Origin of the sequence: Rhizobium sp. BK379, assembly GCF_014193955.1 — a bacterium.
Lineage (GTDB): Bacteria > Pseudomonadota > Alphaproteobacteria > Rhizobiales > Rhizobiaceae > Rhizobium.
Window position 1 is genome coordinate 1,162,704 of the sequence record NZ_JACIAD010000001.1, and the last position, 19,028, is coordinate 1,181,731.

The following is a 19,028-nucleotide window of genomic DNA, read 5'->3' on the forward strand; positions in this document are numbered from 1 at the left end:
TATCCCCTAGGGCACCACCGCCAGCACCGGCGTCGCCGTCGTGAGCACCGCCTCCCCGATCCCGCCATCAGGAAAAACCACCCTCGCCTCGCCGGTCTTGCGGGCGCGGTCGAGCCTGGCGAGGATCTGCCTGCCGCCGGCAAGGCCGCAGATCGAAAGCGAGCCGATCGCGCCGGGCTCGATGCCGTCGGCCGGTGCAAAGAGCAGCACCGCATCGTCCCAGATCGACAGCGACCCGGAGGAGGCCCGCACTTCAGCGGCGATGATCCGCCGGTTGCGGCTGGCGCCGATCGAGAGCTGCGCCTTGTCGAGCACGGCCTGCGGCAAGGGCTGCGGCTCGGCAAGCGAACGGACTTCGCCATCCTCGCCGATCACGGCCGAGAGCAGGATCTTCGGCCCGAGCCCCTCGCCTTCGCGTGTAATTCCGGCATGATGCATGACCTCGGTCACGGATACGCCAAGGAAGCCGGCGATCTCGGCCGCCTCCTCCATCGTCATGCGGCGTTTGCCCGAAAAGGTGCGGGAAACGGCAGACGCATCCTTGCCGAGATGGCGGGCGAGCGAGCGCAGCGATTGCCCCCTGTCATCAAGCTGGCTGTGAAACCAGCTGCCGTCGATCTCAGCCATTCAGCGTCCCCATGCAATATGCAGCGTTGCTCATTTGTTGCAAAAAACGCAACGAGGCGCAAGCAACCGCACCGGGCTTTTTAGCGTCAACCTTTGACATGGTTGATCTGCTCAAGTTGCAGCATCGCCCGCATTCCTGGTGGGAAACAGCACTCCAGGAGTCAAAACACGAAAGATAGGTATTTTTTCCTATTTCGGATTGACGTTGTGATTTCGACAACATAATCTCAACCACAACAACAAGAGCCGCACGGCAGGAGGAAGATCAGCATGGCAAAGGCCCGGACGCCCTGGCAGAAGGTTGCCGCCAAACTGGCGCTGACGCCGAGCGGGCTTGCAGCCGAGCTCAAGCGCCATCGCTCCAAGATTTCGCGGGCGCTGAGGGATGAGCGCGGCCTCATCAATGGTCGCGACCAGCTGATGCTTCTGCAAGCGGCAAGGCGCCTTGGCGTTTCGCTCACGCTCGCCGACCTCATGCCGGAGGAAGAGGATGCGTAGGGAACCGCTCTCCATGCTGGCGCAGTCGGAGCTGATCGATGCGCTCGTCGGGCGCTGCGTCATGCGCGGCGGGGCGGTCGCCGCAGAAACGCTGCTTTCCATCGATCGCAAAGATGTCGACGACCTCGTGCATCTCGCCAACCGGCTGCGCCGCCTTGCCCTCTTCGAAGACCGCATCCGGGCGATGGTGATGGCCTCCTAGGCGCTGCCACGCCGGCACCAATTCGCATTGTCACAAGAATTCCAGATCCAGTGAGGCTCCATATGCAGACGATCACCACACGCCCGACCCCATCGGCAGCCCCCGCCCCGCTCACCATCGTCAGGCCCCTGCTCTGCCCCTGTTGCAAGCAGCCGGTCACCGCGCCGCAGCCGGAGATCGTCATCGATCACTTCGGCCTGACGCCGATGGAAGGCCGCATCTTCCATGCGGTCTGGAAGGGCAAGGGCATGCCCGTCATCACCGAGCGCATCTTCACCGCCATGTATATCGACGATCCCGATGGCGGCCCTTCGCCGGACAAGATGTATCTCGCCTTCAAGGTTGCCCTTTGCCACCTGCGCCAGAAGCTCGAAGGCTCCGGCATCGGCATTGCCAATGTCGGCTATCGCCGCGGCTACCGGCTGGTGCTGGAAGGCAAGTTTCCCAATTCCTCCTCGCGATAAGCCGCCCGCCCGACAATCCCCGAAAGCGCGAAATGACCATGGCCGCCGCCCGCACTGCGCCGGCCATGTTGCGATAACGACAACATTCCTTGCAAGAGCCGCAACATGCCTGCAGATCTCGAACGGCTTCGCCGCGACGTGTCGCTGTCTGAGACGGCGGCGCGCTATGGCTGCAGGCTGCAGAGGAACGGGCATGAGCATATCGCCTGCTGCCCCTTCCATGCCGAGGAAACGCCCTCCTTCACCATCTTCAGGGGGCAGGACGGCATCGAGCGCTTCCATTGTTTCGGCTGCGGCGCCGGCGGCGATGTGCTCGATTTCGTGCGACAGATCAAGGGCGTCGATCTGGCGGAAGCCATCCGCCTTCTCGACGGCGGCAGCCGCTCCGATGGCGCCGGGCATATCAGGCCGAACATAGTCCCGCGCGTGGAGCAGGTGCGCGATCCCTATGAAGGCATCACGCCGCTTCCGCCTCCCTCCGAGCCGGTCACACCCGGCGTCCGCATCCGCCTCTACAACCCCAAGCGCAAGGGCGACCGCTCCGAATGGGGCGCTTTCGCTCCCTCCATGGTCTTTCCCTATCGGCAGGCCGATGGCGCGCTCATCGGCTATGTGCTGCGCCATGACCTGCCAGACGAGGGCAAGGAAACGCCGATGGTCATGTTCGTCCGCCTGCCGGACGGCAAGGAGACCTGGTGCCGCTACCCCTTTCCCAGGCCGCGCCCGCTCTACGGCCTCGAAACGCTCGGCAAGACAAAGCAGGTGATCGTCGTCGAGGGCGAGAAATGCCGCGACCGGCTGGCGAAGAAATCCGGCCGCACCGTTCTTTCCTGGGCCGGCGGCACGCAGGGCGTCAAACATACGGACTGGTCGCCGCTATCGGGCCGCGATGTGGTCATCTGGCCGGATTTCGATGCGCCCGGCCTTTCGACGGCAGACGAGATCGCCGCCATCCTCTTGAGCCTCGGCGCGCGCGTCCGGCTGACGGGTCTTACCGATGCCGGAGCAGCCTCCGATCTCGGCCATTTCACCTATGCCGACTGGCAGGCCGGCCGTCTTCCATGCCGCGGCTGGGACAGCGCCGATGCCGTCGATGCCGGCTGGACGCGCCTCGATCTCGATGCCTTCATGCGCGCCACGATCCGCCGCCACCTGGCCGCGCCGGTCGAGCCGCCGCCGGCGACAGAAGAACCGGAGCAGAGCGCACCGAATGCCCCGCCGGCGGGCGCCGATGGCATAGACAGCATGCCGGAATGGTTTCCGAGCCAGCCTTTCGGCTCCGAAGTCTGGCTGGCGCGCATCTTCAACGAACATCTGGCGAAAGCCTGCGGCGGGCGGATCGTGCGCGCCGACGGCAGGTTCTGGGCCTATGGCCCCTCCGCCTGGCGCTCCATCTCCGAACAGAAGATCCGCCTTGCCATGCATGCCTTCGATGCCATCGGTATCGGCCCGAAGGAAAAGCCGCTGAAGCTCGGCCGACACATGATCGACGGCATCCTCACCGAATTCGGCACGCGCACCACCGAGGCCGGCTTCTTCGGCAATTCCGCCATCGGCGTCAACGCGCTGAACTGCACCATCACCCTCGACGAAGCGGGCAAAGTGACCTGCCGCGCGCACGACCCTGATGACCGCTTCCGCTTCACGATAGCAGCGGATTACAACCTGCATACCGAAAGCCATCCGCCCGAGGGCTCGCTCCTGCACAAGCTGCTTCACGGCGCCTTTCAGGGCGATCCCGATGCCGCCGGCAAGATCGACCTCGTGGCCGAAATGCTGGGAGCGGCCGCCTTCGGCCTTGCCACCCGCATCCGCCAGCCGAAAGCCTTCATCCTGCTCGGCGAGACCGCCAGCAATGGCAAATCCACCATCGCCTCGCTCTTTCGCGCGCTGCTGCCGGAAGGAGCCGTCTCCTCCATTTCGCCCGCCTTCTTCAATGATGAAAAGCGCATCATCAATCTCGCCGGCAAGGCGGCGAACGTCGCAGACGAGCTGAGCGCTGCGGCCATCGCGGGCGAAGAGTTCAAGGCAGCCGTCACCGGCAACCCGATCGAGGGCCGCAGCCTCTACAAGGATGTCGAAAGTTTCATCCCCCGGGCGCTGCATTGCTTCACGACCAATACCCTGCCCCGATTCAACGGCGGCATAGATCGAGGCCTGCGCCGCCGCCTCGTCGTCATCCAGTTCAATCGCAGCATTCCCGAGCATGAGGTCATTCCCGATATTGCCGAGCGCATAGCAAGGGAAGAGCTGGAACTGCTGCTCGGCCTTGCCGTATCGGGCGCCCAGCGGCTGAAGCGCAACGGCCACTACACCATTCCCGCAAGCTCGAAGGAGGCGCTGAACGCCTGGCTGCTGCTCGACCCGCTCAATGAATGGTTCGATATCCGCATCGAGCCCGCGGAAATCGAGCCTTCGGGCGGCTGGCTGCGCACGGCCAAACTCTTCGAGGATTTCCGCAAATGGGCGATCGACCAGGGCTACCGCGAAAACTTCCTGCCACCCGTCAACACCTTCTCCCAGCGCCTGAAATCCATGCCCGACGTGCGCCTGGTACGGTTCGCAAACGGCATGGTGGCCCAAGGGGTGATCCTGAAGGAAGCCGCACTTGCCGCTGCCAACAATTATGCCGACGTGTTCTGAGCCATGCCGTGTGGTGTGAAACTCGCCCCTCCACTCAGCCCGCAGAAGACGAAGGCCTCCCTAGCCCAATATGATTAGGAACGATCCGCCCGGAATTCGGGTTGTTTTGTCGGCCCCTCAGTGGCCGGCCGCCGCGCCCCACTCCGCCTTCCTGTAGCGGAGGCGGCGGCCACTCTTTTCCCCTTCAGCCAGATCCGCAGGCGCCGCGATCCTCGCGTCCCGAACGGCCATCGAAGATGCCGGTCAGGCCCCGCATCCGGCCCCGCTTCCTCACATCGGCACGAGCCGCGGCATTGCCGCTTCAACACCTGATCTGCCGGCCGCTCCGCCTGCGGTCACGATGCCACGGCCGCAACTGTTGCCGTCGGAAGGTTGTCGCGATCCGACCGACAAAGGAATGTGACATGACCGCGGCAAATTTTCCCGAATGCCTCTCCATCACACTTGCATCCGAAGGCGGCCTCTCCACCGAGCGTACCGACCCCGGCAACTGGACCGGCGGCAGGATCGGCAAGGGCACGCTGAAAGGCACCAAATACGGCATCTCCGCCGCCGCCTTCCCAAATCTCGACATCCGCAACCTCACCCTCGACGACGTCAGACCCATCTACAAGGCGAAATACTGGGACCAGATCGGCGGCGACACCCTGCCCCCGGGCTTCGACCTCGCCACCTTCGACTACGCCGTCAATTCCGGCCCCGCCCGGGCGCTCCGCGACGCCCAGACCGTGATCGGCGCCCCCGCCGACGGCAAAACCGGCCCCATCACCCGCCTGCACGCAGCCACTGCCGGCGTGAAGGAAATCAAGGCGCTCTGCGCGAGAAGGCTGAGCTTCATGCAGAGCCTGGCGATCTGGAAGACCTACGGCAAGGGCTGGAGCGCACGCGTGGCGAAGATCGAGGCGAAAGCCGTCGCGATGTATCTCCGTGCGCAGCCGGGTGTGGATGCCAAGGCTGTGCTGGCGGACGTGGCGGACAAGGCGGAGAAGACGACGGGTACGTTGCAGAAGGCGGGTGCCGCAATCGCAGTGTCGGCATCGGGCGGAGCTGGCACGGGCGCGGCGCTGCCGGCTGAGCCGAATTTGCTCGTGCTTGGCGTGGTGATGGTTCTTGGACTGGTCGTGGCGGCTATGCTGGTCGTGAAGGCCGCAAGAGAGAAGGAACGCGCAGAGGCATACCGGGCGGCCGGGCGGTAACGACGGAAGCTGGTCCCCTCGGATGTGAACGTCACCGGCTCGCTGAGCAGCCCCATACATCCCTTTATCCCCCAAGGTGCTTCCGCGAAGCGCCTGTCGTTCGCTACTAAACACGCGTTTTCCTGAGGTTTTCAACCAAATCTAGAAGAAATAAGAAATTGCAAAGAACAGAATTCCCGCGTTACGAGAATCAAAATAAGGATACCCCGCCAATCACAGCACAAGAGGCTGTGCGCAGCATAATTGAGGGATAATCATGCGCGCCTATATTGCATTGACATTGATTGCCACCGGATTGCTCACCGGCTGTGTGCCGACCGAGAAACAATATGATGCAGCTGTCAGAGTGGCGCGGGGCAGCGAGAGTCAGAGAAACGGGCTTTTGAACGAGTGTATCAGGCAGCTCGGCTTATCCGACACGAAGGCCCGCCATAACGCCGCACTCTTCCTGAACGTGGCAGAAAAAGACGCTCCGAAGATTGCCTGTGGCCGATACACAAATGCGATCGTTTCCGGCGACATAACCTACCAGGATATGCTCGACATCAAAAATCACCGCTACACCCCGAAGCTGATCAAGATCTTCCGGGGCGGTTGAGGCAGACGCTTCGAGATGCCTCGCCAATCACAGCAAAAAAACACTGTCCGCAGCATAATTGAGGAATAATCATGCGTGCCACTATTGCAATAACATTGATTGCCGGACTGCTCGCAGGCTGCGCGCCGACGCAACAGGAATATCAAGCCACTGTCACGGCGCTGCAAGGCAGTCCTCGGTTGAGGACGGAGGCGCTTAACAATTGCGTCCAGCGTCTGAGCAGGCTCGACAAGAGCACGCTTCACGACGGCGCCGTTCTCATGAACGTCTCGGATAAGGATGCGCCTCGGGTCGGCTGCGCGCGCATGCAAAAAGCTCTGGTCTCCGGCCGGGCAACCTATCAGGATGCGGTCGACATCACGAACAACCGCATGACGCCGAGAGTCATCAAGATCTTCCGGGACCGCTAAGGCGGAAAGCGTCAAATGTCGCAATGCGCCCGCCCTTGCGAACGGAAGGGCGGGCGCAGGGCGGCAAGACTCAGCCGCTCCACGACATGGCAGTCCTCGCCCAGTTGCCGCGCTGCGCCTCCGGAACGGGATCGATCCTGTTGAGCCTCATCGTTATCGAGCAAACCTCTTCGTCGCTGAGTTCGGCGAGTTTCGCCAGCTTGTTCAATTCGTCCGTGGTCACGCCCAGGCGCTGCGTGATCATCTGCACGATGTCCTGAGCGGTCAGCGTAACGGCCGCAGGCCCCCGCACCTTTCCGTCCTCATAGGCCAGGCGCTTGGCTTCCATAACTTGCCAATAGCTCTCCTTGATCTGGGGAACAGCCTGTGCGGACTGAGACACCCGCAGACTCATGAGATCCTTGCAGCCCTGCGGATAATATCGCGCGAGAGCCTCGTTGAGCGCAGCTGTCTTCTTCAAGACATCGATAGCAATGGCATCGCTTGCCCGCGACAGCGCAGGATTGCCGTATTTCGCCACCATGGCAGCTGCTTGCGCTCGCGGATCGATCTTGCCCCCCGAGGCTTCGACCTTGGCAAACAGCTGCCGCGTTTCAGCTTCGTGATCCATGAAGACCGCGTGAACGAAAGGATTGATACCGGCGAGAACCTTCATCTCCTTTTCGAAGGAGCCAGCCTTCTTTTCCTGCGCAACCGAGTCCGATGCGGGCTTCGCATCTGCGGCAGGCTTTTGCTTCTCCGGGGACGGGCCGAGCGAGAGCAACGCCCTGCCCCAATCGCCCTGCAGCTCTTTCGGCAAAGCGCGTACGTTATAGAGTTTCTTTGCGATTGAGCACATGTCTTGGTCGCTGACCCCGGCAGGAGCTTTCAGCGCCTTGTCTATCTCGCTCCCGGTCATTCCCAGGTACCGCGTCATGATCCAGTACTGCTCCTCGCCGGACATCAAGGCAACCGGAGCGCGGAATTTCCCATCCTCATAAGCATAGGTTTTCGCTCGCCGATCATCCATCCGACCGTTTCTGACTTCCACAACGGAATACCAGTCAGGCATATTGCCGGTGAAGAAATACTCGCAGCCTTCGGGATATTTGGCGGCCACGATATCGGTAAGCGCGGCCGTCTTGTCCATGACTGCAATCACGGCACTGTCGCCTGCGCGCGAGAGGGCCGGAGTGCCATACCTGTCGATGACCGTCGCAAGGGTTTTCTTTTGTTCAACCCATAGCTGACGGCTCAGCTCAGCGTAGACTTCCAGTACGATATCCCTGTGATCCCGATAAATGGCCTGTAGATAAGGATCTGTCCGTCCGGTCAATCGGATCACCATATCCACAGGATCTTCCTTGGCACCTTGCGCGATTGCGCCCGAACCAAGCAACGCCATCGCAGCCACCAGCAACAATAATCTTTTCATGAAATCCCACCCCAAATAGTTGCAATTCTTTTATGTCTGAAATTTCAGGCCGTCCACGGCCCACTCGGAAAATGGTAAAAATATCAGGGGAATGCGCGCGATGCCTCGGCGGCGGCGGCTTGCACATCCCGCAGCGTCAGCCCCCACAGATGATATCGAACGGCAGATTTCGGCCCCCCGTTCGGGCACTCACAAGGATAGTCCACCTCAGCTATTCAGCTTCAGCGCCAGCTGCTGCCCGCCAAACACCTTCAGCACATGTTTGTTGATCGGCCGCATCGCCTCGATGCGGCGTTGCTCTTCCCGCCTGCGCGCTTCGTGACGCTCGCGGTCTGCGCGCAGCTGCGCGGCAAAGGCCATGGCCTTGTCTGCTGCTCCTGAATAACTCGGGCTTGCTGCCATCGAACTCTCCATCAGAACATAGATGAGAACGTTTATTTGTTCTCATTTTGTTCTCATTTTCGGAGAAGTCAAGACGATCGTTCAGGGCAATACAAAAGGTAGGGTTCCGGCGCGGGAAGAGCGGTGCCGGCAAATAGATGGGAAAGCGCCAAGTCTTTGACGCGAAAAAACTATTCTTTGGTCTGCAGCCACACCATGGCGAAAGACATCAGGCCGCAAAGCGTGGCGATCAGAAGCAGGTTGTCCATCGGAATCCTCCTATTTGTGGCAGAAACGCGGCAGGAGGATTTTGGTTCAATTGCCCTCTATTTAAGGTGATTTGCGGCCATGACCGGGGCGCTGCCTGCCTATGCCGGCCTGATCACGGTCATGATGACGATGTTGCCGGCTTCGTCCCGGGCGCTGTCTGTCGTCGCGATCACCTTGCCGGCAAATTCCGCCTCGGCCTCGGCAAACGCCTCCTTCACCAGCCGGAGCGTTTCCAGATACGCGCTATTGTCTCGCCTCGGCATCGCCAGCAATGCCTTGATCCCTGCGCTATCGTCGGTCATGACGCTGATTTTACTCCTTTGCGTGATCCCTATATTGGGAGTATCGGGACCTTCCTTCGCTGCCTTCCGGGAAAACGGCACCTGCGTCAAGGGCGGGAGCACCCTGCGGGCAAATGACGGCAGACACCCTTGAATGCGCGATCTCGCTTTATCTCCATCTCTCATGTATAAGCCCTCGTCCCGTTGCCAAGCCCGGTTCCGGCCCATCACCGGCAAGGGCTTGCAGGACAACGCCTCCGCTACGAGATAAGGCCATGGGACCCGCGACCTGACGAAAGAAGACTTGAGATCATGACCACGGCAAAGACGGCTGCATCCGAAGGCATTCAGCGCTATTTCAAGGCGCCGGTTTTCGCGGTTGCGCCCATGATCGATTGGACGGATCGCCACTGCCGCTATTTCCATCGCCAGATCAGCCGCAATGCCCTGCTCTATACGGAAATGGTCGTCGCCGACGCCATCATCCATGGCCCGCGTGAGCGCCTGCTCTCCTTCGATGCGGCCGAACATCCCGCAGCACTGCAGCTCGGCGGCTCCGATCCGGCCAAGCTTGCCGAGGCCGTGCGCATTGCCGAGCCCTATGGTTATGACGAGATCAACCTCAATGTCGGCTGCCCCTCGGATCGCGTCCAGTCCGGCACGTTCGGCGCCTGCCTGATGCTGACGCCGGAAACGGTTGCCGAATGCCTCGCCGCCATGAAAAAGGTCGCAAACGTCCCGGTCACCGTCAAATGCCGCATCGGCGTCGATGAGCAGGAGCCGGAAGCGGCCCTGCCCGCGCTGATGACCCGCGTGCTCGATGCCGGCGCCGATGCGATCTGGATCCATGCCCGCAAGGCCTGGCTGAAGGGCCTGTCGCCGAAGGAAAACCGCGAGATCCCGCCGCTCGATTACGATATCGTCTATCGCATGAAGCAGCGCTTCCCCGATGTCTTCATCGGCATCAACGGCGGCATCCACACGCTGGATGAGGCAGAAGCTCACCTCACCCATGTCGATGGCGTCATGCTCGGCCGCGCCGCCTATCAGAATGCCGCTATTCTCGCCGATGTCGACCAGCGCTTCTACGGCGCCCCGGCATCCGAGCCCGACTGGAATGCGCTGTGCGACCGCATGATGGCCTACGCTGCCCGCCATATCGCTTCGGGCGGCCGCCTGCAGCATGTCGCCCGCCATATGGTCGGCCTCTTTACCGGCCTGCCCGGCGCCCGCCGCTACCGCCAGATCCTCTCGACAGATGCGGCAAAGCCGAATGCCGGCCCGGAAGTGATCGCCGCAGCCTTCGCCGCCGTCGACTTCTCGGGTGCGACGGAAGCCGTCAGCGCCTGAGGCTGGTCAGGACGATGCTGCAGCCATAGGCAATCATGCGCGGACGGACCGGGTCCGTTTCCCTCCCATGTTTGAACGAAGTTCGGCTGAACGCGTTTATAACGATCCCCCACGAAGGAAGGTGAAAGGAACCGCTCATGAAAACCCTCATGATAACAGTCGCCGCCGCTTCCCTCGGCTTTGTCCCCGTGGCTGAGGCCGCGAGCCAGCATAAGCAGCCGAAACACGCCGCCCAGCAGGTCGCAAATGAGCCTCAGCAACGTCTCGGCACCCTCTCCTGCGTCGTTGCCGGCGGGGCCGGCATGATCATCGGCTCCAGCAAGGCGATCGATTGCAGCTTCAAGCAGAACACCGGCAAGGTCGAGCACTATTCCGGCACGATCGGCAAGCTCGGTCTCGATGTCGGGGTCACCGGCAAATCCTATCTCAGCTGGATCGTTGTCAACACCGCCCCCACCCGCGTCGGTGACGGCGCTCTTGCCGGCACCTATGTCGGCGCCTCTGCCGGCGCTTCCGTTGGCGTCGGTCTCGGAGCAAACGCGCTTGTGGGCGGCAGTTCGAAGAATTTCGCATTGCAGCCGCTCAGCGGCGAAACCGGAACCGGCGTCAACGTGGCCGCAGGCGTCTCTCGCCTCCAGTTGAAGGCAACGCGCTAAGTCCTGCCGGCGGCGGCCACCGGTCGCCGCCGGTATTTTCCGCGACTACCCGACCGGACAATGCCAGCCGCGCGTTTCATCCGGCGCAAGCCGTCATGCCCAGTGCCATTGGCGTTTCCCGGGAATTGTCGTAATCCGGTGCCCGATCTCAGGCAGGAACGGACATGCGGATCAGACAGGCAACTCGGGACGATTTCGACATCTTGCGATCGATAGAGTTGGCCTCTTTCGAAACGCTGCGCGCCACAGGTGCTGTCAGCGGAGAGCCGGAAGCAAGCAGCGACGCGGAACTGCAGCACTATCTCGACCACGCCCTCCTCTATGCCACATGCGATCAGGATGACATCCCCGTCGGCTATGCCGGCGCCTATATCACGGAGGGCTGCCTGCATATCGGCGAAATGGACGTTCATCCGGATTTCCAGAGAAAGGGCCTCGGCCGCAGGCTCATGGAAACGCTTCTTGCAGAAGGCCGTTTGCGAAAGCTTGCCGAGGCAACGCTGACGACAGACCGCCTCGCCCCCTTCAACGCGCCTTTCTATGCATCGCTTGGCTTTCGGCCCCTCGAAAAGGAAGAATGCTCCCCGCGCCTGCGGGCCATCCTCGATTCTGAAGCCGAAAAGGGCCTCGATCCGCTCCGCCGCATTGGCATGGTTCTGCCATTCTGATACTCGACATATGGGAGGCCAGCCAGCATGAAAGATGTCGTCGCGTTGATAACAGGCGCAAGCCGCGGTGTCGGCCGCGGGATTGCGCTTGCCTTGCTCGCCGAGGGCGCCACGGTCCACGTGACCGGCAGGACACGTTCGGAGGCGGAGGCAAGCGCTGGCAAACGCGCAGGCTCGCTGGAGGGCCTCGCGGTCGAGGCCGAGAACCTGCCCGGACGCCTGATCCTTCATCATTGCGACCACGGCAATGACGCCGAGACCGAGCGCGTGGCCGAAGAAATCAAAGCCGGCAGCAGGCTGGACATTCTCGTGAACAATGCATGGCCCGGCTATGAAAACATGGTCGAGGACGGCGATTTTACCTGGCCCCGCGCCTTCTGGGAGCAGCCCCTCTGGCGGTGGGACGCGATGATGGGCACCGCATTGCGGGCGGCCTTCCTGATGTCGCGTGCTCTGGCACCCGTCATGATCCAGGCGCAGCGCGGCCTGATCGTCAATATTTCCTTCTGGGCAGCGCAATTCTACGACGGCAACGCGATCTACGGCATGGCCAAGGCCGCTGCCGACAAGATGGCCGCAGACTTCGCCCATGATCTGCGCCCGCACAATGTCGCCGCCGTCGCCCTCTATCCCGGGCTGGTCCGCACCGAAGCGGTCATGCAGAACGCCGAATATTTCGACCTGTCCAATTCCGAGTCACCGCAATTCATCGGCCACGTCATATCAGGCCTTTGGCGAGACCAGGCGCTGATGTCGAAATCCGGTCATGTCCTGGTCGCGGCCGAGCTCGGCCAGGAATATGATATAGCCGACGTCAACGGCTATAGACCTGCTCCCCTCACAGCAGCCGACTTCGCCAAAAGCTGAAGTCATTGCCGGGAGCGACGGCAGGCCGGAGCGTGGATTCAGGCTGCCACCAAGAGCAGCACGTAGGCCACGACCGTCACCATCAGGCCGCGAAACGCAATCGTTACGAAGCGGTATTTGCTGCGCGCGATGTGCGAGAGAATATCGGCATTTTCCACATACTGATCGAAGAGATAGCGTTCGTCGCGCCGGTTCGCCGCATCGTAGAAGGCGTCGCGATGCCTGGGCCACGCGCCCCAGAACATCGAGGTGGACTTGTCGAGCCGCCGCGGCAGCACGACGAGGATCGCCGCCAGAATCGAAAAGACCGAGGCCGCAGCCAGGAGCCCGGAAAAGAGAATGGCCTGCGGCGTGCCCTGCGCATAGCGCGCCCAGGTGAAGACCGCCCTCACTTCGACGGAGCTCACAAGAAAGGCGAGCATGAAAGTAAAGATATACGCAGCCTTCTGGTCCGATATCTTGATCTGATCGTAGAATATATCGTTGATTTTCTTGATATGGTCGAAATATTCCGAGTCGACATCGTCCGTAGACGGAGAGCTGGAAGGCAGCTCCGCAAAATTTTCAAACTCACTCAAAGGAAACCCCACCCCGCAATAGTGTTTCCCTAATAATACACTTGACCGCGAAAGCAAGAACACGTGTGCACCCGACTTGACTTTTACACCGCACTTGGCCAAACGGGGAAAAGATGCGGGGGTATCTGAAATGTCGGGGCTGAGGTCTGTTCTGTGCGCAAGTACGTCTCTTGTGCTCATGTCAACGTTACTTTCATTTCCGGTTGCGGCCGAACCGGTTCAGCGCTCGACGCCGGTTGCAGGCTCCGTCATCGCCCGCAAGACAGGCGAGGAAGTGCGTTTCGTCGATGTCACCAACTGGCGCGTCGTCGATCTCAACCAGGACCTGCTCGATGGCGACGTACTGCGCACCAACGCCACCGGCCAGCTCGCCATCCTCTTTTCCGACCACACGCAGATCCGCCTTGGCCGCAATTCCGCGCTGCAGGTCAAGAAGATGTCGGCGACCGGCGACACGATCCTTAACCTGCAATCCGGCACCATCTGGGCCCGCGCCCAGCGCGGCGGCCAGGGCCTGACCGTCGAAACCCCGGCCGCCGCCGCCGCTATCCGCGGCACTGACTGGACGATGACCGTCGAAGGCGCCAAGACCTCGATGATCGTGCTCGAAGGCCGCGTCTCGCTGACCAACCCGCAGGGCAGCGTCGATGTCAACGAGGGCGAAGGCGCTGTCGCCACCATCGGCCAGGCGCCCCGCAAGCTCGTCATCGTCACGCCTGACGATCGTGAGCAGATGCTCTTCTATCTGAACCTGCGCGATGGCTTCGGCCTGATGCCCACCTCGCCGCTCCCGGCCGGCCGCATGGCATCCGAGCGCCGCCGCGTGATGGCGCTGCCGCCCGAGCGGCGCACGACCGAAGACTGGCTGACGCTCGCAGAGTTGCAGAGCGCCTTTGACGGGCGACAGGTTGCCGCTGCAACGTTGAAGGCGCTGCGCGGCCGCAAGCTGACCGTGGCGCAGCAGGCGCGGGTCGACTTGATTGAGGCGACCATCGCCGGCTCCGAAAAGCGCTACACCGATGCCGCCAGGCTTTTCGAAAAGGCAGCGCCGCATCTCGATGCCGACAGGCGCAACATGGCGCAGTACGGCGGCTATTTTGCCCGTTCTCTCGCCGACCCCGCCCATGTCGAGAAACCGCCTGCGGCCTCCGTCGGCGTCTATGGCGCCATCATGCAGGCCTATACGGTGGGCTTCCTGCAGAATCCGCGTGCAGCCATCGAGATCATCAGGAAGGCCGAGCAGCGCTATCCCGACGATCCGACCCTGCCGGCGATACGCTCGCAGCTTGCCCAGCTCATCGACGACCGTGCGCAGATGAAGGAAGCGGCGGATCGCTCGCTGGCGCTCGACCCCGATCACCCGATGGGCCTTGCCGCCCGCGCCGGCTACAAGGCCGCTTATGAGAGCGATATCAACGGCGCGCTCGCAGACCTGAACCGTGCCATCGAACTTGCGCCCGGCGCCTCCGGCTCGCTGAATTCCATGGGCCTGCTGCAAAGTGTTCGCGATGCCAACGGCGAAGCCGAAAAAGCATTCCTGAAGGCGATCGAGCTCGACCCGCAGGATCCCGTGCCGCATGCCAATCTCGCGATCCTCTATCTCGACCAGTCTCGCATGAAGGAGGCCAAGCGCGAGATCGATACCGCCCTTGCCGTCGATCCCTCCTTCGATATCGCGCTCCTCGCCCGTGGCCGCTACTACCTGCAGACCGGCGAGCGCGACAAGGCACTGGAAGACCTGCTTGCCGCCAGCACCGCCAATCCGGCCCATTCGCAATCGCAGCTCATGCTCGCCGCCGCCCATTATGAAAAGGGCGACCGCCTTCCCTTCCAGCAGGCGCTCGACAATGCCGACCGGCTGGACAAGAACGATCCGGTCATCTCGTCTTTCCGCACCGCGGTCGATATCGACGACTACAATGCCGATGGCGCGATTGCCAACGCGCAGGAATTCCTGCGCCGCTCGCGCGCCCGCGGCGGCGACTTTATCGGCCTCGGCGCCAATGAGGATGCCGGCTCCACGCTGAACAACGCCTTCCGCCTGCAAGGTCTCGATGCCTGGGGCCGTTATTACGGCGACGCCGTGTTCAACCCTTTCGAAGGCACCGGCTACACCGACCAGGCGATCAAGGGCAGCATCTTCCCCTACGTCAACGCAACCAGCTTCAGCGACGACAGCGTCAGCCAGTACCGGGCCAATACGTCGAGCTTTTCTTCGCTCTTCCAGGGCCTGCTACTTGACCCCCACATGCTGTCCGGCCGCTCGCGCTCAGCCACGATCCTGCGCACGCCCTTCTTCGAAGGTTCGCTCGGCGGCGGCATCAACACCGTGGACGGACATACGCGGCGCACCGGCGAAGCGGAAATCCAGGGCTTCTCCAACGAGACGATCCCGATCAGCTTCTTCGGCAACCTGACATGGGAAGAGCTGGCGCTCGACGGCGACTACCGCGATTTCGGCGGATATGCGACGGACAACAAGATTCTCGGCGGCAATGGCTACATCACCGCGACGCTTACGCCGGACGACCGCGTGGTCGCCTACGTCAACCATGCCAAGAACGACGGCACGCTAAATGCACTGACAGAAGATCCCACTCTCTCGAATATCCTGAATCCGGTATTCGGTTTCTTCGGTTTGCCTCTGGCACCGGACGAACTGCCACTCTACCGCACTCAAATCAACAGCACGAAACTCACCAGCGCCGGTGTCGGCTGGAGCCATACATTTTCCTACGAGAACGTGCTGAATGGCGCGCTCATGTATGTGGAAACCGGAGCGAAGACCACAAACGATCTGCAGTTCGACTGGGAAAACGTGCCGTTCCTAGGCGGCCCCGGCACCGACATCAGGCCCTTCGCCCAGACCAGCCAGGAGTCGGAATCCAAGGCCTATGTCGCCGCGCTCAGTCACAGCATTGGCGACGGAGCTTTTACCTGGCGCTACGGCATCGAAGGCGGTTGGATCGACGCATCGCAGAAGACCTACTTCCATCTTGACGACGTCATTCCCGGTGTCATCGACGGCGTCACCGCCGGGCCAACGGAGACGGACAGCCGCGTCAATATCGGCCGCGCCTACATCGACCTTCTGCATGACATTACACCGGATCTGAAGGGCGAGTATGCTCTGTTCGGCACACGCCTCGAAGGCGATGGTGTCGATGTCAGCAGGCTCGAGCCCCGCTTCGGCCTTGCCTGGGCGCCGGTCCAGAACCAATGGTTGCGCGCCGCCTTCATGCGCCAGAGCCTCGATACCGGCGTACCCACGCTGGCACCGATCGGCATCCTTGGGCTGCAATCCAATCAGTTCACAGTCGGCACCGAAGGTTATGCCGATACGGCCGCCTTCCAGTGGGACGCCGAATGGACCGACAAGTTCTTCACCTCGGTCGAATATCAGCATCAGGAACTGCATGATTTCTCGATCGACCTGCCGCTGATCGCCCTTCCGGCTGTTGACAGCCTGCCGCTGTCGCGCGGCCGGATCGACCGTGCCGCCGTCACCGCAAACGTCGCGCTCGGCAATGGCTTCGGCCTTTCAGCCACCTATGCCTACATGGATTCCGAAAACAAGGATCCGGGATCGTTGAATTACGGCGGCAACCTGCCCTATATCCCGAAGAATTCCGGCCAGATCGCGCTGACCTGGGTCAATGAGGCCAAGGTGAAAGCCACCGTCGCCGCCAACTATATCGGCGAACGCGATGGCGATGATCTCGGCACCAAGCTCGACGATTACTGGAGCCTCGACGCGCATCTGATCTGGGAGCCCTTCGACAAGCGCATCGCGCTCGAAGCCGCCGCCTATAACCTTCTCGATGATGACTTCGAGGTGACACCGGGCGTACCCGGCTGGGGCCGCGCCTTCAAGGGCAGCCTGAAGATCCGCTTCTGATGATGGCGCGCCCGACCGCCCTGCAACGGCTTCAGGCAGAGCGCGCCATCGACACAGGCCGGCAACAGCGCCCGCCCGGCTGGCCCTTCTCCAGCCGCGGCATCCGTCTTCTCGTGCTGGCCCTGGTCACGCTGGTCACGATTTCGCTGATCTCCCGCCTGCCCGCCTGGGCGCTGACGGAATTGCGCACCTTCGACTATCTCTCCACGATCGACGATCCCTCGCCGCCGGCCGGCGGCCCGATCATCGTGGCGATCGACGAGCCGGCGCTTGCCGATATCAACGCCCAGTGGCCCTGGCCGCGCAGCCTGCATGCCGAGCTCGTCAAGCAGTTGCGCGCCGCCGGCGCAAAGGCCATCGCGCTCGATATCATCATGGCCGAGCCTTCGACGGCTGAAAACGATCAGGCGATAACCTCCGCCGTCGGCCCGGACGTCGTGCTTGCCGGCGACGAGACGTTGATCGAGGCGCCGCAGGCCGATCAGCTGGTGCGCACCACGCCGCTGCCGCAGATGACGGAAACCGGCGCGCGCACCGGCATCGCCTCGATCGCGCTGAGTGGCGATGGCATCTTCCGCAACATTCCATCCTATGAGGATGGCTTTGCCATGGAGCTTGCAAAGGCTGCGGGCATGAAGGCGCCGCATCTGCCGGCAGGCGCGCTCGTCCAGTCACTCGGCCCGGCCCGCTCCTATCCCACCGTTTCCTATTATCAGGCGCTCGACCCGAAGAATTTCCTGCCGCCCGATATCTTCAAGGATCGCGTCGTGCTGGTCGGCCTCAGCCTGCAGAATGCGCCCGAGATCGACCAGGGCGGCGTCGATGCCTATGCCACGCCCTACACCGTTCACACCGGCAAGCTCATCTCCGGCGTCGAGGTGCAGGCCACCATCTACGACAATATCGTCCATGGCCTCGCCATCAATGAAGCCGGCCTGCCGGTCGTTGCGATCTGCATCCTCGTTGCCGTCGCGCTCGCCGCCGCGACGGTCTGGAAGGCCACGAGCTGGCGCACGCTGGTCGCGACCGCCGCCGCCGTCCTTGCCTTCGCCGCGGCAAGCTATGCCGGCATCCGCTTCACCCATGTCTTCGTCTCGCCGCTCGGACCGACCGTCGCCTTCATCGCCGTCGCCTTCGGCCAGGCAGCCTTCGACTATGCGCAGGAGCGCCACCAGAAGCGCCAGATCACGCTCGCCTTTGCCCAATACATCTCGCCCGATCTCGTCAAGCGCCTCTCCAACGATCCCTCGCAGCTGAAGCTCGGCGGCGAGCGGCGAACCCTGACCGTCCTGTTTTCAGACGTACGCGGCTTCACCACCATTGCCGAAACGATGAAGGACGATCCCGAGCAGCTGACAACGCTGATTAATCGCCTGCTGACACCGCTCTCGGATGTCGTCATGGACCATGGCGGCACGATCGACAAATATATGGGCGATTGCATCATGGCCTTCTGGAATGCGCCGCTCGACGACCCCGACCATGCCCTGCATGCGGTCAAGGCCTCGATCGCCATGCAGGATGCGATCGGCACGCTGAACCGCGAGCTGGAGCGGGAAGTGGCCGCCACCGGCCGGCCGCTGCATATCCTGAAAATGGGCGTCGGCATCAATACCGGCGAATGCATCGTCGGCAATATGGGCTCGACCCGGCGCTTCGACTATTCCTGCCTCGGCGACAGCGTCAATCTCGCCTCACGCCTGGAAGGCGCCTCGAAGAACTATGGCGTGGCATTGCTGCTCGGCGAGGAAACCGCCCGCCTCGTGGCCGAACATTACGCCGTGGTCGAGCTCGACCGCATCATCGTCAAGGGCCGCACCGTGCCCTCGCCCGTCTTCACGGTGCTCTACGGCTCGCACCGCGCGGCGCTCCCGGAGCATAACGCCTTCCTGGATGCAAAATACGCGGGCACGCTCAGCATCTCCGACCCCGCCTTCGACACCCTGCCGAAGGCCATTCCTGAGCTTTCGGCCTATTACGCATTGGTGCGCGGCAGCCTCGCACAGGACATCGCGGCCCCCTAGAGC

Annotated in this window: 18 protein-coding genes; 13 read left to right on the plus strand and 5 right to left on the minus strand. The window is 62.3% G+C overall.

Annotation, left to right across the window (positions count from 1 at the left end; translation table 11 throughout):
* Positions 1-6: 6 nt before the first annotated feature.
* On the minus strand, positions 7-627 hold the full coding sequence (locus FHT93_RS06040; protein ID WP_183846658.1) for a helix-turn-helix transcriptional regulator: 621 nt from the start codon (positions 625-627) through the stop codon (positions 7-9).
* Between the two features lie 270 nt (positions 628-897).
* Here FHT93_RS06040 and FHT93_RS06045 point away from each other — a divergent pair, with 270 nt between their 5' ends.
* The 7 genes from FHT93_RS06045 to FHT93_RS06075 all read left to right on the plus strand — a co-directional run bounded on the left by FHT93_RS06045 (position 898) and on the right by FHT93_RS06075 (position 6,638).
* Complete coding sequence (locus FHT93_RS06045) at positions 898-1,125, plus strand: hypothetical protein (protein WP_112546760.1); 228 nt, start codon at positions 898-900, stop codon at positions 1,123-1,125.
* Complete coding sequence (locus tag FHT93_RS06050; RefSeq protein ID WP_183846659.1) at positions 1,118-1,327, plus strand: hypothetical protein; 210 nt, start codon at positions 1,118-1,120, stop codon at positions 1,325-1,327. The genes FHT93_RS06045 and FHT93_RS06050 overlap by 8 nt, the downstream gene beginning before the upstream one ends.
* Positions 1,328-1,389: 62 nt before the next feature.
* Positions 1,390-1,791 carry a helix-turn-helix domain-containing protein gene (locus FHT93_RS06055; RefSeq protein WP_183846661.1) on the plus strand — a complete coding sequence of 134 codons (402 nt, stop codon included), beginning with the start codon at positions 1,390-1,392 and terminating at the stop codon, positions 1,789-1,791.
* Between the two features lie 105 nt (positions 1,792-1,896).
* On the plus strand, positions 1,897-4,434 hold the full coding sequence (locus FHT93_RS06060; RefSeq protein ID WP_183846663.1) for a CHC2 zinc finger domain-containing protein: 2,538 nt from the start codon (positions 1,897-1,899) through the stop codon (positions 4,432-4,434).
* Positions 4,435-4,838: 404 nt separating this feature from the next.
* Positions 4,839-5,630, plus strand: coding sequence for a glycosyl hydrolase 108 family protein (locus FHT93_RS06065; RefSeq protein ID WP_183846665.1), 792 nt, complete (start codon positions 4,839-4,841; stop codon positions 5,628-5,630).
* 256 nt (positions 5,631-5,886) lie between these two features.
* Positions 5,887-6,228 carry a hypothetical protein gene (locus FHT93_RS06070; RefSeq protein WP_112969495.1) on the plus strand — a complete coding sequence of 114 codons (342 nt, stop codon included), beginning with the start codon at positions 5,887-5,889 and terminating at the stop codon, positions 6,226-6,228.
* A 71-nt stretch (positions 6,229-6,299) separates the two neighbouring features.
* Positions 6,300-6,638: a hypothetical protein gene (locus FHT93_RS06075; RefSeq protein ID WP_183846667.1), complete on the plus strand. Its 339-nt coding sequence runs from the start codon at positions 6,300-6,302 to the stop codon at positions 6,636-6,638.
* 70 nt (positions 6,639-6,708) lie between these two features.
* Here the strand turns inward: FHT93_RS06075 and FHT93_RS06080 are convergent, their stop codons facing one another.
* The 3 genes from FHT93_RS06080 to FHT93_RS06090 all read right to left on the minus strand — a co-directional run bounded on the left by FHT93_RS06080 (position 6,709) and on the right by FHT93_RS06090 (position 9,005).
* Entirely contained in the window at positions 6,709-8,052 is a 1,344-nt protein-coding gene (locus FHT93_RS06080; RefSeq protein WP_183846669.1) for a hypothetical protein, read from the minus strand.
* Between the two features lie 207 nt (positions 8,053-8,259).
* Positions 8,260-8,454, minus strand: a complete 195-nt coding sequence (locus tag FHT93_RS06085; protein ID WP_007818517.1) for a hypothetical protein — start codon at positions 8,452-8,454, stop codon at positions 8,260-8,262.
* A gap of 347 nt (positions 8,455-8,801) precedes the next feature.
* Positions 8,802-9,005 carry a hypothetical protein gene (locus tag FHT93_RS06090; RefSeq protein WP_112547103.1) on the minus strand — a complete coding sequence of 68 codons (204 nt, stop codon included), beginning with the start codon at positions 9,003-9,005 and terminating at the stop codon, positions 8,802-8,804.
* 291 nt (positions 9,006-9,296) lie between these two features.
* On the opposite strand from FHT93_RS06090, the gene dusA reads away from it, so the two are divergent.
* The 4 genes from dusA (at position 9,297) to FHT93_RS06110 (ending at position 12,525) form a co-directional block, all read left to right on the plus strand.
* A complete protein-coding gene (gene dusA, locus FHT93_RS06095; protein WP_183846671.1) occupies positions 9,297-10,334 on the plus strand; it encodes a tRNA dihydrouridine(20/20a) synthase DusA in 1,038 nt (345 codons plus the stop codon).
* Between the two features lie 137 nt (positions 10,335-10,471).
* Complete coding sequence (locus FHT93_RS06100) at positions 10,472-10,990, plus strand: DUF992 domain-containing protein (protein WP_018114544.1); 519 nt, start codon at positions 10,472-10,474, stop codon at positions 10,988-10,990.
* 164 nt (positions 10,991-11,154) lie between these two features.
* A complete protein-coding gene (locus FHT93_RS06105) occupies positions 11,155-11,658 on the plus strand; it encodes a GNAT family N-acetyltransferase (RefSeq protein ID WP_183846673.1) in 504 nt (167 codons plus the stop codon).
* Positions 11,659-11,685: 27 nt separating this feature from the next.
* Positions 11,686-12,525, plus strand: a complete 840-nt coding sequence (locus FHT93_RS06110; protein WP_183846675.1) for an SDR family NAD(P)-dependent oxidoreductase — start codon at positions 11,686-11,688, stop codon at positions 12,523-12,525.
* 38 nt (positions 12,526-12,563) lie between these two features.
* On the opposite strand, the gene FHT93_RS06115 is transcribed toward FHT93_RS06110, so the two are convergent.
* Positions 12,564-13,103: a Pycsar system effector family protein gene (locus FHT93_RS06115; protein WP_018114541.1), complete on the minus strand. Its 540-nt coding sequence runs from the start codon at positions 13,101-13,103 to the stop codon at positions 12,564-12,566.
* 178 nt (positions 13,104-13,281) lie between these two features.
* Between FHT93_RS06115 and FHT93_RS06120 the strand changes: the two genes are divergently transcribed.
* Positions 13,282-17,001, plus strand: a complete 3,720-nt coding sequence (locus tag FHT93_RS06120) for a FecR domain-containing protein (protein WP_246781557.1) — start codon at positions 13,282-13,284, stop codon at positions 16,999-17,001.
* The gene (locus tag FHT93_RS06125; RefSeq protein ID WP_210299186.1) at positions 17,001-19,025 is read left to right on the plus strand and encodes an adenylate/guanylate cyclase domain-containing protein; all 2,025 of its coding nucleotides are present in this window, start codon (positions 17,001-17,003) and stop codon (positions 19,023-19,025) included. Before FHT93_RS06120 ends, FHT93_RS06125 begins: the two co-directional genes overlap by 1 nt.
* Positions 19,026-19,028 lie beyond the last annotated feature (3 nt).

Coding starts and splice junctions, on each gene's coding strand:
- FHT93_RS06040 (WP_183846658.1), bottom strand. CDS start 627: ATGGCTGAGATCGACGGCAGCTGGTTTCACAGCCAGCTTGATGACAGG.
- FHT93_RS06045 (WP_112546760.1), top strand. CDS start 898: ATGGCAAAGGCCCGGACGCCCTGGCAGAAGGTTGCCGCCAAACTGGCG.
- FHT93_RS06050 (WP_183846659.1), top strand. CDS start 1,118: ATGCGTAGGGAACCGCTCTCCATGCTGGCGCAGTCGGAGCTGATCGAT.
- FHT93_RS06055 (WP_183846661.1), top strand. CDS start 1,390: ATGCAGACGATCACCACACGCCCGACCCCATCGGCAGCCCCCGCCCCG.
- FHT93_RS06060 (WP_183846663.1), top strand. CDS start 1,897: ATGCCTGCAGATCTCGAACGGCTTCGCCGCGACGTGTCGCTGTCTGAG.
- FHT93_RS06065 (WP_183846665.1), top strand. CDS start 4,839: ATGACCGCGGCAAATTTTCCCGAATGCCTCTCCATCACACTTGCATCC.
- FHT93_RS06070 (WP_112969495.1), top strand. CDS start 5,887: ATGCGCGCCTATATTGCATTGACATTGATTGCCACCGGATTGCTCACC.
- FHT93_RS06075 (WP_183846667.1), top strand. CDS start 6,300: ATGCGTGCCACTATTGCAATAACATTGATTGCCGGACTGCTCGCAGGC.
- FHT93_RS06080 (WP_183846669.1), bottom strand. CDS start 8,052: ATGAAAAGATTATTGTTGCTGGTGGCTGCGATGGCGTTGCTTGGTTCG.
- FHT93_RS06085 (WP_007818517.1), bottom strand. CDS start 8,454: ATGGCAGCAAGCCCGAGTTATTCAGGAGCAGCAGACAAGGCCATGGCC.
- FHT93_RS06090 (WP_112547103.1), bottom strand. CDS start 9,005: ATGACCGACGATAGCGCAGGGATCAAGGCATTGCTGGCGATGCCGAGG.
- dusA (WP_183846671.1), top strand. CDS start 9,297: ATGACCACGGCAAAGACGGCTGCATCCGAAGGCATTCAGCGCTATTTC.
- FHT93_RS06100 (WP_018114544.1), top strand. CDS start 10,472: ATGAAAACCCTCATGATAACAGTCGCCGCCGCTTCCCTCGGCTTTGTC.
- FHT93_RS06105 (WP_183846673.1), top strand. CDS start 11,155: ATGCGGATCAGACAGGCAACTCGGGACGATTTCGACATCTTGCGATCG.
- FHT93_RS06110 (WP_183846675.1), top strand. CDS start 11,686: ATGAAAGATGTCGTCGCGTTGATAACAGGCGCAAGCCGCGGTGTCGGC.
- FHT93_RS06120 (WP_246781557.1), top strand. CDS start 13,282: ATGTCAACGTTACTTTCATTTCCGGTTGCGGCCGAACCGGTTCAGCGC.
- FHT93_RS06125 (WP_210299186.1), top strand. CDS start 17,001: ATGATGGCGCGCCCGACCGCCCTGCAACGGCTTCAGGCAGAGCGCGCC.